The sequence below is a fragment of the Streptomyces sp. NPDC093097 genome, assembly GCF_044754325.1.
Lineage (GTDB): Bacteria > Actinomycetota > Actinomycetes > Streptomycetales > Streptomycetaceae > Streptomyces.
This window is the reverse complement of the sequence record NZ_JBIVOW010000016.1, coordinates 95,329-110,009: the sequence shown is the minus strand read 5'-3', so window position 1 is coordinate 110,009 and position 14,681 is coordinate 95,329. Positions and strand designations below refer to the sequence as shown.

General features: G+C 73.6%; 11 protein-coding genes. 7 read left to right on the top strand and 4 right to left on the bottom strand.

Features of this window, described 5'->3' with window-relative positions:
- Positions 1-34 precede the first annotated feature (34 nt).
- Positions 35-2,005: an amino acid transporter gene (locus ACIQE0_RS25510; protein WP_366331493.1), complete on the bottom strand. Its 1,971-nt coding sequence runs from the start codon at positions 2,003-2,005 to the stop codon at positions 35-37.
- Between the two features lie 826 nt (positions 2,006-2,831).
- Between ACIQE0_RS25510 and ACIQE0_RS25505 the strand changes: the two genes are divergently transcribed.
- The gene (locus ACIQE0_RS25505; RefSeq protein WP_402336314.1) at positions 2,832-3,323 is read left to right on the top strand and encodes a hypothetical protein; all 492 of its coding nucleotides are present in this window, start codon (positions 2,832-2,834) and stop codon (positions 3,321-3,323) included.
- 49 nt (positions 3,324-3,372) lie between these two features.
- On the opposite strand, the gene ACIQE0_RS25500 is transcribed toward ACIQE0_RS25505, so the two are convergent.
- A complete protein-coding gene (locus ACIQE0_RS25500) occupies positions 3,373-3,849 on the bottom strand; it encodes a hypothetical protein (RefSeq protein ID WP_402336312.1) in 477 nt (158 codons plus the stop codon).
- A gap of 229 nt (positions 3,850-4,078) precedes the next feature.
- Positions 4,079-6,910 (bottom strand): SpoIIE family protein phosphatase, encoded by a 2,832-nt coding sequence (locus ACIQE0_RS25495; RefSeq protein WP_402336309.1) that lies wholly within the window; start codon positions 6,908-6,910, stop codon positions 4,079-4,081.
- 420 nt (positions 6,911-7,330) lie between these two features.
- Here ACIQE0_RS25495 and ACIQE0_RS25490 point away from each other — a divergent pair, with 420 nt between their 5' ends.
- The 3 genes from ACIQE0_RS25490 (at position 7,331) to ACIQE0_RS25480 (ending at position 11,432) form a co-directional block, all read left to right on the top strand.
- A complete protein-coding gene (locus tag ACIQE0_RS25490; RefSeq protein WP_402336306.1) occupies positions 7,331-8,713 on the top strand; it encodes a family 2B encapsulin nanocompartment shell protein in 1,383 nt (460 codons plus the stop codon).
- Entirely contained in the window at positions 8,700-10,103 is a 1,404-nt protein-coding gene (locus ACIQE0_RS25485; RefSeq protein WP_402336303.1) for a SufS family cysteine desulfurase, read from the top strand. The genes ACIQE0_RS25490 and ACIQE0_RS25485 overlap by 14 nt, the downstream gene beginning before the upstream one ends.
- Before the next feature lie 276 nt (positions 10,104-10,379).
- The gene (locus ACIQE0_RS25480) at positions 10,380-11,432 is read left to right on the top strand and encodes a sodium:calcium antiporter (protein ID WP_402336300.1); all 1,053 of its coding nucleotides are present in this window, start codon (positions 10,380-10,382) and stop codon (positions 11,430-11,432) included.
- A 46-nt stretch (positions 11,433-11,478) separates the two neighbouring features.
- Here the strand turns inward: ACIQE0_RS25480 and ACIQE0_RS25475 are convergent, their stop codons facing one another.
- Entirely contained in the window at positions 11,479-12,555 is a 1,077-nt protein-coding gene (locus ACIQE0_RS25475; protein ID WP_402336297.1) for a cation diffusion facilitator family transporter, read from the bottom strand.
- 74 nt (positions 12,556-12,629) lie between these two features.
- On the opposite strand from ACIQE0_RS25475, the gene ACIQE0_RS25470 reads away from it, so the two are divergent.
- The 3 genes from ACIQE0_RS25470 (at position 12,630) to ACIQE0_RS25460 (ending at position 14,375) form a co-directional block, all read left to right on the top strand.
- Positions 12,630-12,974, top strand: coding sequence for an ArsR/SmtB family transcription factor (locus tag ACIQE0_RS25470; RefSeq protein ID WP_402336527.1), 345 nt, complete (start codon positions 12,630-12,632; stop codon positions 12,972-12,974).
- Between the two features lie 84 nt (positions 12,975-13,058).
- Positions 13,059-13,748, top strand: coding sequence for a response regulator transcription factor (locus ACIQE0_RS25465; protein WP_366331502.1), 690 nt, complete (start codon positions 13,059-13,061; stop codon positions 13,746-13,748).
- 198 nt (positions 13,749-13,946) lie between these two features.
- Positions 13,947-14,375 carry a hypothetical protein gene (locus ACIQE0_RS25460; protein WP_402336294.1) on the top strand — a complete coding sequence of 143 codons (429 nt, stop codon included), beginning with the start codon at positions 13,947-13,949 and terminating at the stop codon, positions 14,373-14,375.
- The last annotated feature ends 306 nt before the right edge of the window (positions 14,376-14,681 follow it).

Here is a 14,681-nt window from a genome sequence, read left to right as displayed (position 1 = left end):
CGGCCGAGTGCGTGACGAGGGGGAGCGGGCGGCGTCAGCCCACGTGGACCCGCGGCCGCCGCCGCAGATCCGGCTCCGCCCGCCGCAGCACCTCACGGGTGACCGGCGCGACCTCCCCGTCACCGAACACCAGGAACCGCAGCAGATGGCTGAACGGATGGCCCTCGGTCCAGTTGAAGTAGATGTGCGGCACCTGGCCGGTCCGCTCCCGCAGTTGCATCAGCACCGCGGCGATGGTGTTGGGCACCCCGGCGCCGGCCACCCGCAGGATGCGGGTCCCGTAGCGCTCCACGCCCTGCACATGCAGCTCGGCGGTGAAGTCCGACGAGTCCTCGACCAGCACCTCCAGGAACAACACCGGCCCGCCGTCGGGGATATGGGTCTCCTCGCGCTGGCTGTACTCCTTGGCCCGGTAGTCCTCCTCGTTCCGCTCGTCCGGCTCGTTGGCGATCACCCGCAGCGGGCCGGCCGCCATCGCCGCCTCGATCAGCCGCTCCGCCGTCGCGTCGAACACCACGTCCGCGGCGCGCAGTTCGAAGGCCCGGTGCACCCGGGAGGCGAACGACGTGAGCAGCATGCCGAGGATGAACAGCAGCGCGATCTTCAAACCGTCGGGCCGCTCGATGACGTTGGTGACCAGCGTGTACCCGAAGACCACGGTGATCGCACCGAACCCGACGGCCGCCCCCCGGTGCCCCCGGTGCCGCGCCGCGACCGTCGAGGCGAACGACGCCGACAGCATCAGCACCAGCACACCCGTCGCGTACGCACCGCTCTGCTCGTCGACGCTGGCGTCGAAGACCAGCGTGATGGCGAACGCGATGGCCAGGAAGATCAGCACCAGCGGACGGACCGCACGGGTCCACTCCGGCGCCATGCCGTAGCGCGGCAGATAGCGCGGTACGAGGTTGAGCAGGCCCGCCATCGCCGACGCCCCGGCGAACCACAGGATCGCGATGGTCGACAGGTCGTAGACCGTCCCGAACGCCTCACCGAGGTGCTGGTGCGCCAGATACGCCAGCGCCCGCCCGTTGGCCGCGCCGCCGGGCGCGAACTCCTGCTGCGGGATCAGGATGGTGGTGGCCAGGCTCGACAGCAGCAGGAAGGCGCTCATGATCAGGGCCGCGGTGGTCAGCAGCCGGCGGGTGTCCCGGATCCGGCCGGCCGGCTTGGCCGCGTCGTCCCCGGCGTCCCCGCGCACCTGCGGCATCACGGCCACCCCGGTCTCGAACCCCGACATGCCCAGCGCCAGCTTCGGGAAGACCATCAGCGCCACGCCGACCATCGCCAGCGGCGAGGAGTGCTGCGCGGACATCGCCTGCCACCAGTCGCCGATCGCGATCGGGTGCGAGAGCACCTGCCAGACCGACGTGGCCAGCACGACGACGTTGAGCACCAGATAGACGCCGACCAGCGCCACGGCGATCCCGATCGCCTCCCGGAACCCCTTGAGGAACACCGCACCCAGCGCGGCGAGCAGCAGCAGCGTGATCCAGAGGTTGGCGCCGTGCAGCGCGGCCGGGGCGAAGGGGTTCTCCACGACGTGCGCCGAGGCGTCCGCCGCCGACAGCGTCATGGTGATGACGAAGTCGGTGGCGGCGAACCCCAACAGCACCAGCACCAGCAGCTTCCCCGCCCACCAGGGCAGCAGCCGCTCCAGCATCGCGATCGAACCCTCGCCGTGCGGGCTCTCCTTGGCGACCCGCCGGTAGACGGGCAGCGCGCCGAGCAACGTCAGCGCGATCAGCACCAGCGTGGCGAACGGCGACAGCAGCCCGGCCGCCAGCGCCGCGATGCCCGGCTGGTATCCCAGCGTCGAGAAGTAGTCGACGCCCGTCAGGCACATCACCCGCCACCAGGGGTGCCCCTTGTGCTCGGCGGGCGGCGTGCCGTGCGGCCCGGGGTGCCGGGCCCGCTGCTCGCTCAGCCCGTCCAGCAGCCAGGACCGCCACCTCGGTGAGGCGGCGGCGGGCGGCGGAGCGGGGTCCACCTCGGTACTGGTCATGCGGCCACGTCCTGCCGATCGTCAGTCGTCCCACCGGCCGCTGCGGGGAACGGCCGCCGGGTGGTTGGTTGATGGTTGGGTGTCGGTGGGTTGGGGTGAGGGAGGGCGGGCGTGGGGGGTACGCGTTCGCGGGTGGTGCGAGGCGCCGGCGTGCGTGCCGCGTGCGGCCGCGGCCGCCGCGTGTGCGTGAGCCGGCGTGCCACAGGGTGCGCAGGGCCCGCGAGGATCGCGAAGCGCTGAGCGGACCGGTGCCTCACGTATCCGGACGCGGAGGCGTCCTGGGCACGGCCGGCGCGATGGACGGACGAGCCGATGTCTCAGCCAAGGGCCGGCGCGGCCGCCCGCCGGGAGAAGCGCTCCAGGCCGTGTCGGCCTAACCCCTCGGCGCAGCGCACCCCGGCAACTCCCTTCGCCATCCGGAACTTCCCGCTCTTCCTGGTCGTCCCGTTCTTCCCGCTAAGGGTCGATTCGGTCCAACTCGCCACCTCTTGCTGCCCGTCGCCACAGCCCACGGTCGTCCTGGGAACCCGCGGGCAACGAGGAGCGAGTATGCAACACGCCCCCGCGCACGCGCGCCCCAGGGGCGCGTCCGGGACCATCCGGTGTCCAGACCTCCGGCATCAGGGCCGCGTCAGAAACTCCCCGTGGCCCATACACACGGCGTTAAGTTCCGCGCCGAACCGGCTTCCGGTCCGCCGACCCGCGCACCCTGACTCCAGGCCCACCCACGTCGAAACCCGTCCCTGCCCCACCGGCGGCTCCGGCTCGGAGGTCAGTCCGTCCGCCCGGTGCCCCGTCGTCGGGGCAGGCCCCAGGAGGTGTTCCGATGGCCGCCCTTCACCACCCCGTCCCCGCCCATCCGCCGCCCGCTCGCCATCCCGCCGCCCCACGCTCTCCCCGGCCTGCGCCCCGACGCCCGCGTCTCCTTGCGGGGCGGGCCCTCGGCGGGGCGCCGCCCGCCGACGCACTGGGACGCGATCTCGCGCTGCCGGTCGGCGCCGCCGCCACCGCGGTCGTGGTGACGGCCCTGCTGGTGACCGGTCAGGCCGCCCACCTCGCGTTCTCGCTGACGGCGTTCGCGCTGCTGACCGTCGCCGTCGCCGCGGCGGCCCGGACCCGCGTGGTCCCCGCCGTCGTCCTCGTCTCCTGGGCGTTCTTCGACGGCTTCGTGGTGCACCAGCGCGCGGAGCTGGCCTGGCAGCAGACCGACCGGACGAGCCTGTGGGTCCTCGCGGGCGCGGGGTTGGTGGGGGCCGGGTGCGCGGCGGTGACACGGGCCGCGCGGGCGGTGAAGGCCGCGCGCGAGGGCTCGGACTGAGATCGCGGGCGTTCCGTCGCGGGGCCGGGGTGGGCGGTGCGCCCGGTGGTCAGCGGTGGCAGAGGCCCCGGCGGCGTCCGCGGCGTCCGCCGGAGCGGAACGGGCAGCAGGCCCGGCCGGCGCGCGGGGCGAGGAAGCCCAGGCCGATGCCCAGCATCCAGGTGTCCTTGGCGAGCGCGATGCCGTCCTGGGTGGGGCGGAGGCTGCCCGGTTCGTGCATGCCGGGCAGGCGCAGATAGAGGCCGACCAGGCCGCCGGCGAAGCCGGTCAGGCCCAGACCCGCCAGGCGGGTCGGCACGAACGGGGCGAGCAGCGCGCTGCCGATGGCGATCTCCGAGGCGGCCAGCAGCCGGGTGAACCGCTCCGGGGGCAGCTTCGTCAGGAACGGGTACGCCGTGCACGCCATGCCGTGCACGGTTTCGGCGGTCGCCTGGTCGGCCTGCCACTTGGTCAGTCCGGAGTTCAGGAGGAACGCGCCGGTGATCAGACGGGGGGCGATGTCGCGCGGTTCGGGCACCTGCATCATGGGAGCCTCCAGGGGCTACAGGTCGGTGCGTGAGCGGGACGGGAAGCGGGTCCTGCGCCGCCGCCGGCCGGCCCGGGACCGGGCCCGGGGGAGTGCGGTGCGGCCCCTGTGCGGCCCTTCGACCGAGGTTAGCGAGGGGTGGGCGGGGCTGCATCCGCTGCGCGGGCGCCCCGACGCGGCGGCGACCGGCGGGCGGGGCGGGCTTTGCGCCTGACGGCCGCGTACGGGGTCAGGGCGTCGGCTCGTCCCACTGGTCGAGGAGGGTGTCGATACCGTCGTCGCCCAGGCCGCCCGGGGTGTGCCTCTCGTCCAGGGACTGCTCGGTCCAGATGACCTTGCCGCCGGGGGTGTAGCGGGTGCCCCAGCGCTGGGCGAACTGGGCGACCAGGAACAGCCCGCGCCCGCCCTCGTCGGTGGTGGCGGCCCGCCGCAGGTGCGGGGAGGCGCTGGTGCCGTCGGAGACCTCGCAGATCAGGGCGCGGTCGTAGAGGAGGCGGACGCGGATCGGCTGGGCGCCGTAGCGGATCGCGTTGGTGATCAGTTCGCTGAGGATCAGCTCGGTGGTGAAGCCGATCTCCTCCAGTCCCCAGGACTCCAGGGTGCGCATGCAGGCGGCGCGGACGGGGCCGACGGCCGCGGGGTCGGAGGGGACCTCCCATTCGGCGACCCGGTCCGGGGCGAGGAGCCTGGTGCGGGCCACCAGCAGGGCGACGTCGTCGCTGGGGTGCGGGGACAGCATGGCGTCCAGGACGTCGGTGCAGGTCTGCTCCGGTGTGCGGTCCGGGGCGCCGGCGAGGGCGCTGCGCAGCAGTTCCAGACCGGCGCCGATGTCGTGGTCGCGGTTCTCGATGAGCCCGTCGGTGTAGAGGACGAGCTGGGAGCCTTCCTCCAGGGTCAGTTCGGCGGTCTCCACGGGCAGGCCGCTGCCGACGCCGAGCGGTGGCGAGACCGGCACCTGGGGGAAGGCGACCGTCCCGTCGGGGCGGACCACGGCCGGCCCGGGGTGGCCGGCCCGGGCCAGGGTGACGCGCCCGTCCACCGGGTCGTAGATGGCGTAGAGGCAGGTGGCGCCGGTGATGCCCGTGCCGCCGTCGCCGACGAGGGCGAACTCCGCCTCGGCCGCCGCCTCGTCGGTCGGCGCGGTCGCCCCGGGCGCCCCGCCGGCTCCCTCCTGCTCCCGGCCCGCCCCCCGGCCCCCGCTCCCGTCCCCGCCCGTCTCCCGCTCGCTCGTGCGGGCCTCGTCGGTGTCGATGTGGCTGACGAGTTCGTCGAGGTGGCCGAGGAGTTCGTCGGGCGGCAGGTCCAGCGCGGAGAAGTTGAGGACCGCGGTGCGCAGCCGGCCCATGGTGGCGGCGGCGTGCAGACCGTGGCCGACGACGTCGCCGACGACCAGCGCGACCCGGGCGCCGGGCAGCGGGATCAGGTCGAACCAGTCGCCGCCGACGCCCGCCTGGGCGGGCAGATAGCGGTGCGCGACCTCCAGGGCCGACTGGTCGGGCAGGGCGTGCGGCAGGAGGCTGCGCTGGAGCGTGATGGTGGTGGCGTGCTCGCGGGTGTAGCGGCGGGCGTTGTCGATCGAGACGGCGGCCCGCGCGGCCAGCTCCTCGGCGAAGGACATGTCCTCCGCGCCGAACTCCTCGGAGGTGTCGGCGCGCCAGAAGTTGGCCAGGCCCAGCACCACCCCGCGGGCCTGGAGCGGGACCGCGATCAGCGAGTGGATGCCGTTGTCCAGGAAGCGCTGGGTGTCGACCGGGTCCCGGGCCCGCCACTCGTGCTCGGCGCGCAGGTCGCGGACGAGGACCGGGCGGCCGCCGGCGATGCCCGCCGTGATGGGGCTGCCGGGTACAAAGCGGATCCGCTCGCCGACGCGGTAGGCCGCCGAGCCCTCCGGGACGCCGCTGACCGCCAGCCGCCGCATCGGGGCCCGTCCGCCGGCCGGTTCGTCGCCGCGCAGCACCGGCTCCAGCAGTTCGACGGTGGCCACGTCGGCGAACCGGGGGACCGCGACCGCGGCGAGTTCCTCCGCCGTGCGCGTCACGTCCAGGGTGCCGCCGATCCGCATCCCCGCGTCGTAGAGCAGCTTCAGGCGCCGCTGGGCGACCTCGGCCCGGCCGGTGAGCGCCTGGAGTTCGGTGGTGTCCCGCAGGGTGACGGCGGTGCCCTGGGGGCCGCCGTACGGGGCGGTGGGCCGGATGTTCACGGCGAGCAGCCGGTCGCCGGCCGGATGCACCTCGTCGGTCGCCGCCCGTCCGGAGGCCAGCAGGTCGGCCATGTCCGGTTCCAGGCCGAGCTCGGTGACCCGGCGGTGTTCGGGCTTCTCGGGCAGGGCGAGCAGCCGGCGGGCCTCGTCGTTGGCGAGCAGCAGCCGTCCGTTGCTGCCGACGATGAGCACGCCCTCGCGGACCGCGTGCAGCACCGCGTCGTGGTGGTCGTACATCCGGGCCATCTCGCCCGGGTCCAGGCCGTGGGTCTGGCGGCGCAGCCGGCGGTTGACCAGGGCGGCCCCGGCGATCCCGACGGCCAGTGCGCCGGCCGCGCTGCCGATCAGCAGCGGCAGCCGTTGCAGCGCCCACTCGTCGGTGCGCTGCGCCTTGATGCCGGCCGCGACCAGTCCGACGACCCGGCCGCCGGCGTCCTTCGCGGGCACGGTGGTGTCCACGGCGCGTCCGAGATGGGAGGAGGTGGTGGTGGTGAGCGTCCGGCCGGCGAGCGCCGGGCGGTAGTTGCTGGTCACCCGGGTGCCGATCAGCCGGGGGTCGGGGTGGGTCCAGCGGATGCCGGCGGGGCTGAACGCGACGAGGTAGTCGAGGCCGGCCACCTTGCGGGCCTCCTCCGCACGCGGCTGGAGGAGGGCGGAGGGGTCGGCGGACCGCATCGCGGAGACGACGCCGGGGGTGCGGGCGAAGGCGAGGGCGGCGGCCGCCGAACGCTGTTTGGCTTCCGCCAGGCTCGCCTGCTGGTTCTGCAGGGCGAGCACCGTCCCGGCCGCCACGACCAGCAGGACGACGAGGGCGAGTTGCAGCACGAGCACCTGGCCCGCGACGCTGTGCGGGCTCAGCACCGAGCGAAGACGGCGCCCGATAGCAGCTTTTCGCCCCGAATTTTCCATCACTCGCCATATGTAACATTGCGGGCGCCCGCTGGGCGATCAGCTGCGCCGACGCCATAAGCGTTCCTTTTGGACTAACAAAGTGCCTTTGTGAGGGCAAATTTGGTCGGATGTGAGGCGTGGTCGGCGCCGGATCATGAGCCTCCGAGGGGCGCGGAACGCCGGTTCCACACTGCGTAGCGGTGGTGCGACACAAGGTAGTCGCACAGGTATGCGGAATCAGGGATTCGGGGCAGCGAGCGTTTCCGGCCGGGGGATCGCCAACGGGCCGTTGCGGACCGCCGTTTCCGGGTCCGAGGATCCCGACGTCCCCCATGCCACCGGCCGTGCGCCGGTCGGCCGGCATGCCTGCCATCTCGCCAGGAGGTCCCTGTGAACGACCGGATGACGCTCGCCCCGGACGCGGCACGGCAACTCGCCACCACCACCAAGACCACCCCCCAGATGCGCGGCATCACCCCGCGCTACCTGCTGCGCGCCCTGCCGTGGGTGGACGTCGAATCCGGCGTCTTCCGCGTCAACCGCCGCCGCACCTACGTCCTCGGCGACGACCGGCTCAGCACCTACCAGGACGGCGACACCCATCGCGTCATCCCCGGCGACCTGCGCGAACTCCCGTACCTGCGCGAGGCGGACGACGCGCTGCTGACCGAACTCGCCGCGGAGTTCACCACGATGACCTTCGACACCGGTCAAGTACTCGTCGACGGCGGCGACGTGACGGACCGTCTGCTCGTCATCGTGCAGGGCCGGGCGGAGAAGCGGGCACGCGGCCGCTACGGCGAGGACGCGCTCCTCGAAGTGGTCGGCGACGGCCAGTTCTTCGACCTCGACGCCTGGACGCGGTCCGCCCCGATGCCGTACCGGGTCACCGCGCTCACCCCCGGCACCGCGCTCTGCCTGGACCGCGCCGCCCTCGCCCGGCTGGGCGAGGGCGAACCGGCCCTGCGCGCCGCGATGGACGCCTACCTCGCCTCGGACGGCGTGCTGCCGGGCGGCGAGGTGCCGGTGGACCTCAGCTCCGGGCACAGCGGCGAACCCGACCTGCCGGCGACCTACGTCGACTACGAGGACGAGCCCCGCGAGTACCACATGAACCTCGCCCAGACCGTGCTGCGCGTCCACACCCGGGTCTCCGACCTCTACAACGGCCCCATCGACCAGGTCCGCGCCCAGGCCAACCTCACCGCGCACGCGCTGCGCGAGCGGCAGGAGGCCACCCTCCTCAACCACCCCGAGTACGGCCTGTTCAACAGCGTCGCCCCCGGCCAGCGCGTGCAGGCCCGCAACGGCGCGCCCACCCCGGACGACCTCGACGAACTGCTCACCCGGGTCTGGAAGCAGCCGAGCTACTTCCTCGCGCACCCCCGCACGATCGCCGCGTTCGGCCGGGAATGTACCCGGCGGGGCGTGCCCCCGGTGATCGACACCAGCTTCGGCAGCCCGCTGCTGACCTGGCGCGGAGTGCCGCTGCTCCCCTCCGACAAGGTGCGCTTCTCCGGCGGTGCGGAGACCGGCACCACCGAGATCCTGCTGATGCGGGTCGGCGAGGCCGAGCAGGGCGTGGTCGGGCTGCGCCCGGCGAGCGTCGCCGACGAGATGGAACCCGGCCTGTCCATGCGGAACATGGGCGTCGACAAGAAGGGCATCACCTCGTTCCTGATGACCGCGTACTTCAACGCCGCGGTCCTCGTCGAGGACGCCCTCGCGGTCCTCCAGAACGTCGAGGTGTCCCGCTACCATGACTACTCCTGACCTGCTGGGACTCCCGGCGACCGCACCCGGCGCGACGGGCGTCCCCACCGCCGCGTCGCCCGCGGCGGGCACCGCCTCCCGGGTGCCCCCGCCCGCGGCGACACCACCCCCCGAAGCCGCCGGCGCCACCTGGCCCGGCATCGGCGCGACGGGTCGTCAGAACTCCCAACAGCCCTCCTTCTCCCCGGAGTTGGCGCGCCGGGACATGCCGATCCTGCACCGGACCGTCAACGGCAAACCGCTGGTCTGGCTCGACAACGGGGCCACCACCCAGAAGCCCCGCCAGGTCATCGAGGCGGTGTCCGGCTTCTACGGGGCGGGCAACTCCAACATCCACCGCGGTGCGCACACCATGGCCCGCGAGGCCACCGAGGCGTACGAGGGGGGCCGGGCGGCGGTCGCCCAGTTCCTGGGCGCGGGCTCCCCGGACGAGATCGTCTTCACCCGCGGCACCACCGAGGCGATCAACCTCGTCGCGCAGAGCTGGGGCCGGGCCAACCTCGGCCCCGGCGACGACATCCTCGTCCCGGTACTGGAGCACCACTCCAACATCGTCCCCTGGCAGATGGTGGCCAAGGAGACCCGGGCCCGGGTGGTGCCCGTCCCGCTGCGGCCGGACGGGCAGATCGACCTCGACGCCTACGCCGACCGGCTCTCCATGCGGACCCGGCTGGTGGCGCTCAGCCAGGCGTCGAACGTGCTGGGCACCGTCCCGCCGGTGAAGGAGATGACCGCACTGGCGCACCGCTACCGGGCCAAGGTCCTGGTCGACGGCGCCCAGGCGGTGGCCCACTTCCCGGTCGACGTGGCGGACCTCGACGCCGACTTCTACGTCTTCTCCGGCCACAAGCTGTTCGCCCCCACGGGCATCGGCGCCCTGTACGCCAAGCCGGAGATCCTCGAAGCGATGGCGCCGTGGCAGGGCGGCGGCAACATGATCGAGTCCGTCTCCTTCGAGCAGACCGACTACGCGCCCGTCCCGCACCGCCTGGAGGCCGGCACCGGGCACATCGCCGGAGTGGTCGGCCTGCTCGCCGCGGTGAACTGGCTGACCGGCTTCGACCGGCCCGCCGTCGCCGCGTACGAGACCGAACTGCTCGGCTACGCCCAGCAGGCCCTGGCCACCGTTCCCGGCCTGGACCTGATCGGCTCGGCCCCCGACCGGATCGCGGTGCTGACCTTCACCCTGGCCGGCCACGACCCGGTGGAGATCGCGGACTGGCTGGACCGCGACGGGATCGCCGTCCGGGCCGGCCACCACTGCGCCCAGCCGGCCCTGGCCCACTACGGCCTGGCGAGCGCGGCCCGCGCCTCGCTGGCCCTCTACAACACCCCGGAGGAGGTGGATCAGCTGGCCGCCTCGCTCCAGCGGCTCCAGAAGTCCGGCTGAGCCGCCGGGGCCCGATGTCCCGCTGACGTCAACGCGCACCCGCGGTGTGTAGGGTGAGGGGCTGCGAAGGGGAGTAGCCCCGCAAACCGGTCGTCGACACACTGGAGCCCACGCGGCTCCCGGTGGCCGGGCCCACGCAGTCTCTGCGCGGGCGGGCGAGACCTTCGGCCCTTTGTCGACGAATTCTTCCAACGCGTCGGCGGGGTCGAAGCCGTGCCGCCGCTCCCACGCCGGTCGTCGTCGATGCCCGCCGGAGCGGAAAGGCTGACGATCAGCGTGTTGCATTTCGTTCTGCTCATCGCCTGCGCGGTGGCGATCTACCTCTCCTGCGAGTGGTTCGTCAACGCCGTGGAATGGCTGGGTGAGCGGCTCAACGTCGGCCGGATGGCGGTGGGCACCATCCTCGCCGCCTTCGGCACCGCACTGCCGGAGTCCGTGGTGACCCTGGTGGCGGTGACCACCGGCGCCACCCCGGAGGCCAAGAACATCGGCGTCGGCGCCGCGATGGGCGGCCCGCTGGCGCTGGCCACCGTGGCGTACGGCGTGACCGGCACGATGCTGCTGCTCCAGCGGCGCAAGCGGCGCGCGGCGGCCCTGGCGGGCGTCCCCGCCGGCGGGGACGCGCCGGAGGCGGCCACCGGCGAGCTCGGTACGCCCCAGGACATGCGGCGGCTGGCCAAGGACCAGTCGTGGTTCCTGCCGGTCTTCGTCGTCAAGGTCGCGCTCGGCTTGGTCGCCTTCGCCTTCAAGCCGGTGCTGGGCCTGGCGTTCTTCGCGGTGTACGCGCTCTACTTCTGGCGCGAGATCCGCGGGGACCACGAGGAGGACGAGGAGGGCGTCGAGCTGGAGCCGCTGAAGTTCCAGCCGAAGGCGGCGTCCCCGGCGACCTGGGCGGTCGTCGCCCAGACCCTGCTCACCCTGGTCGTGATCTTCTTCGCCTCGCAGCTCTTCGTCCACCAGTTGGACGCCATCGGCCCGATGCTCGGACTCTCCGCCTCGGTCACCGCGCTGCTGCTCTCCCCGATCGCCACCGAGCTCCCGGAGATCATGAATGCGGTGATCTGGGTCCGCCAGGGCAAGACGAAGCTGGCACTGGCCAACATCTCCGGCGCCATGATGATCCAGGCCACCGTCCCCAGCGGCCTCGGACTGCTCTTCACCAGCTGGCACTTCGACACCGCCCTGGTGTGGGCCGGCCTGGTCACCATGATCGCGATCGGCTACCTGCTGATGCTGATGCGGGCGCACGCCCTCACCGCCGGCCGGCTGGCCCTGGCGGCCGGCTTCTACGTCGTCTTCGGCCTGGGACTGATCCCGATCCTGGGGTGAGGACCGCCGGGCGGACCCGGGGCGGCGGCCGGCTCAGGCATGGTGCTCAGGCATGGTGGGCCAGGGCCGCGTGCGGGTCCGCGGCCCCGGCCTCCGGGGTGTGGTCGAGGTGGACGGTGGCCGCCGTGAGCCGCGGTACGCCGTGGATCAGCGCGTGTTCGGCGGCCACCGCGATGCGGTGGCCCTCGGCCACCGTCAGCCGCGGGTCGAGGACGATGTCCGCCTCGGCCCGCAGCGCATGGCCGATCCAGCGCATCCGCAACTGCCCCACCCCGCGCACCCCGGGCACCTCCCGCAACGCGGCCTCCGCGGCCGCCACCAGATCCGGGTCCACCGAGTCCATCAGCCGCCGGAACACCTCCCGGGCGGCGTCCTTGAGGACCAGCAGGATCGCGGCGGTGATCAGCAGGCCGACGACCGGGTCGGCGGCCCGCCAGCCCAGCGCCGCACCGCCCGCGCCCAGCAGCACGGCCAGCGAGGTGAAACCGTCGGTACGGGCGTGCAGCCCGTCCGCGACCAGGGCCGCGGAGCCGATCCGGCGGCCGATCCGGATGCGGTACCGGGCCACGCACTCGTTGCCCAGGAACCCGACCAGCGCGGCCGCCGCGACCGCCCACAGATGGGCCACGTCCCGCGGATGCAGCAACCGGTCGACGGCCGCGTAGAGCGCGGGCACCGCGGACGCCGCGATGGTGAGCACGATGGCCACGCCGGCCAGGTCCTCGGCCCGGCCGTAGCCGTAGGTGTAGCGGCGGGTGGCGGCCCGCCGGCCGAGGAGGAAGGCGACGCCGAGGGGGACGGCGGTCAGGGCGTCCGCGGCGTTGTGCAGGGCGTCGCCGAGCAGCGCCACCGAGCCGGACAGGGCGAAGACGGCGGCCTGCATCACCGTGGTCAGCCCCAGCACGGCCAGCGAGAGCCACAGCGCCCGCAGGCCCTCGCGGGAACTCTCCAGCGCGTGGTCGACCTTGTCCCGGGCCTCGTGGCTGTGCGGGGTGAGGGCGTGCGCGAGCCGGTGCCGCAGCCGGGCCGCGCGGGAGCGGCCGGCGGGATGCGGGTGGTGGTGGACGGGGCCGTCGTGGTGGGAGTGGGGTTCGGGAACCGGCGTCTGCGCGTTCACGGGCATCGCACCTCTCCGCCTCGGGGGCGCGGCTTGTGCCGGGCGCCCTCGATGCTCATTATGTGCGTATGAGCGCACGCATGCACCTATCAACTGCGCACGCTGCGCAGGAGCCCTCCGACGGCGCCCGGCTGACCGCCGCCGTGGAGATCCTCGGGCTGCTCGCCGACCGCACCCGGCTCACCCTGCTGCGACGCCTGGGCGCCGGCGAGGCCGACGTCAGCACCCTGACCGAGACCTGCGACGCCTCCCGCACCTCCGTCAGCCAGCACCTCGCCCGCCTCCGCCTCGCCGGGCTGGTCACCGTCCGCAAGGACGGCCGCCGCGCCGTCTACGCGCTGCGCCACGGGCACCTGCGGCGCCTGGTCGACGAGGCCCTCAGCGCCGCCGACCACCAGGTCCGGCACCTGCCGCCGCACGACTGACCCGCCCCCGGCGCCGCGCCCGCACAGGCGCCGCCCGCCGCCACTCCACATGTCCTCCGCCCGGAGAACTCCTACCGTGGAGGAATGCGCGTCCTGGTGATCGACGGCGAGCCCCGCACGGCGGCACTGCTGCGCCGCGGCCTCACCGAGGAGGGCTATGTCGTCGACCTGGCCTCCACCGGCCCGGAGGCCGTCTGGCAGGCCCACGAGGTGCCCTACGACCTGATCGTCCTGGACGTGCTGCTACGCGGCTTCGACGGCTTCGAGGTGTGCCGCCGCCTGCGGGCCGGCGGTTGCTGGCCGCCCGTCCTGGTGCTCAGTGCCCGCAACGAGGTCAGCGACCGGGTCCGGGGCCTGGACGCGGGCGCCGACGACTACCTGGCGAAGCCGTTCAGCTTCGCCGAGCTCTACGCCCGGCTGCGGGCACTGACCCGCCGCGGCGGCCATGCCCGCCCGGCCCTGATCGCGGTGGGCGACCTGCGGCTGGACCCGGCCACCCGGCGGGCCTGGCGCGCCGGGGTCGAACTCCGGCTCTCGCCCAAGGAGTTCGCCCTGCTGGAACTCTTCCTGCGGCACCCCGGAGAGGTGCTGACCCGGACCCTGATCCTGGAACAGGTCTGGGAGTACCCCTGCGACGGGGTCTCCAACGTCGTCGACCAGTACGTGGGCTATCTGCGCCGCAAGCTCGACCAGGGCGGCCGGGCGTCCCATCTGGAGACCGTCCGCGGCGCCGGCTACCGGCTGCTCAACCCCGCCCCCGTGACCAGCGGTTGACCCGCGCGCCCCCCATGTGAGGACTCACATCCGCCGTACACGGTCCCCTCATCAAGTGCTCCGCATACTTGCCGGGACCGCACCGGACGCCGGACCGGAGCCGGAGCACCGACGCCTCGGCACCGCGACGCATCGGTACCGCGACGCCCCCGCGCCCCGGCGAACCGGACCACGTGCAACCCAGGAGAGGGGAATTCCATGGGGACCACCACCAAGGCGTACCGTCTGCGCACCACCGTCATCGGCGCCGCGTGCGCGGCCCTGCTGGCCGGCGGCGCCGGCACCGCGATCGCCGCTCCGAGCGCGGTACCCGACCTGCACTCCGCCACCGTCGCCACGGCCGTGGCCAGGACGCACGAGTCGATCGGCGTCAAGGCGAGCGCCAAGTCCGTCAGGGCCGGTCAGTCGGTCACCCTCAGCGGCCGGACCCACGGCATCAAGATGGGCAGCAGGCTCACCGTGCAGCACCTGCACAAGGGCAGGTGGACCACGTTGCACGCCAACACCAAGACCAAGCACGGCGGTTACTACAGCGTCAAGGTCAAGCTCAACACGAAGGGCAAGGAGATGCTGCGGGTCGCCCACGGCCACACGCACTCGGCGCCCGTGACCGTGAGGGTGCACTGACCCACCGGCACGGCTGCCGTCAGCGCACCGTCCCCCACGTGCGCTGACGGCAGCCCGCACCGTCCCGCCCCGCCACATCCGGCAGCGAGTGTGCCCGGGGCGGGACGGTCGCGCGGACCGTGGAGCCGTCGGCCGAGGGGTGGTCGGCGGGGAGGGCGGGCGTCCACTGCCCCGGCGGAGGCGGCCGAGCGGCGCCGGAAAAATACGTGGCGGCGCCGGAGGGGGCCGGGCTATGGTCGTCGGCAGCCGTTGAGGAAAGGGAGGTGAGACCTGATGACCGTCGTCGTGGTGTCGGGCATTGCCCGC

Bases quoted from the DNA above. Each gene is read 5' to 3' on its own strand.
- ACIQE0_RS25470 (WP_402336527.1), top strand. From the start codon at position 12,630: ATGCACCTATCAACTGCGCACGCTGCGCAGGAGCCCTCCGACGGCGCC.
- ACIQE0_RS25500 (WP_402336312.1), bottom strand. From the start codon at position 3,849: ATGATGCAGGTGCCCGAACCGCGCGACATCGCCCCCCGTCTGATCACC.
- ACIQE0_RS25510 (WP_366331493.1), bottom strand. From the start codon at position 2,005: ATGACCAGTACCGAGGTGGACCCCGCTCCGCCGCCCGCCGCCGCCTCA.
- ACIQE0_RS25505 (WP_402336314.1), top strand. From the start codon at position 2,832: ATGGCCGCCCTTCACCACCCCGTCCCCGCCCATCCGCCGCCCGCTCGC.
- ACIQE0_RS25475 (WP_402336297.1), bottom strand. From the start codon at position 12,555: ATGCCCGTGAACGCGCAGACGCCGGTTCCCGAACCCCACTCCCACCAC.
- ACIQE0_RS25460 (WP_402336294.1), top strand. From the start codon at position 13,947: ATGGGGACCACCACCAAGGCGTACCGTCTGCGCACCACCGTCATCGGC.
- ACIQE0_RS25465 (WP_366331502.1), top strand. From the start codon at position 13,059: ATGCGCGTCCTGGTGATCGACGGCGAGCCCCGCACGGCGGCACTGCTG.
- ACIQE0_RS25485 (WP_402336303.1), top strand. From the start codon at position 8,700: ATGACTACTCCTGACCTGCTGGGACTCCCGGCGACCGCACCCGGCGCG.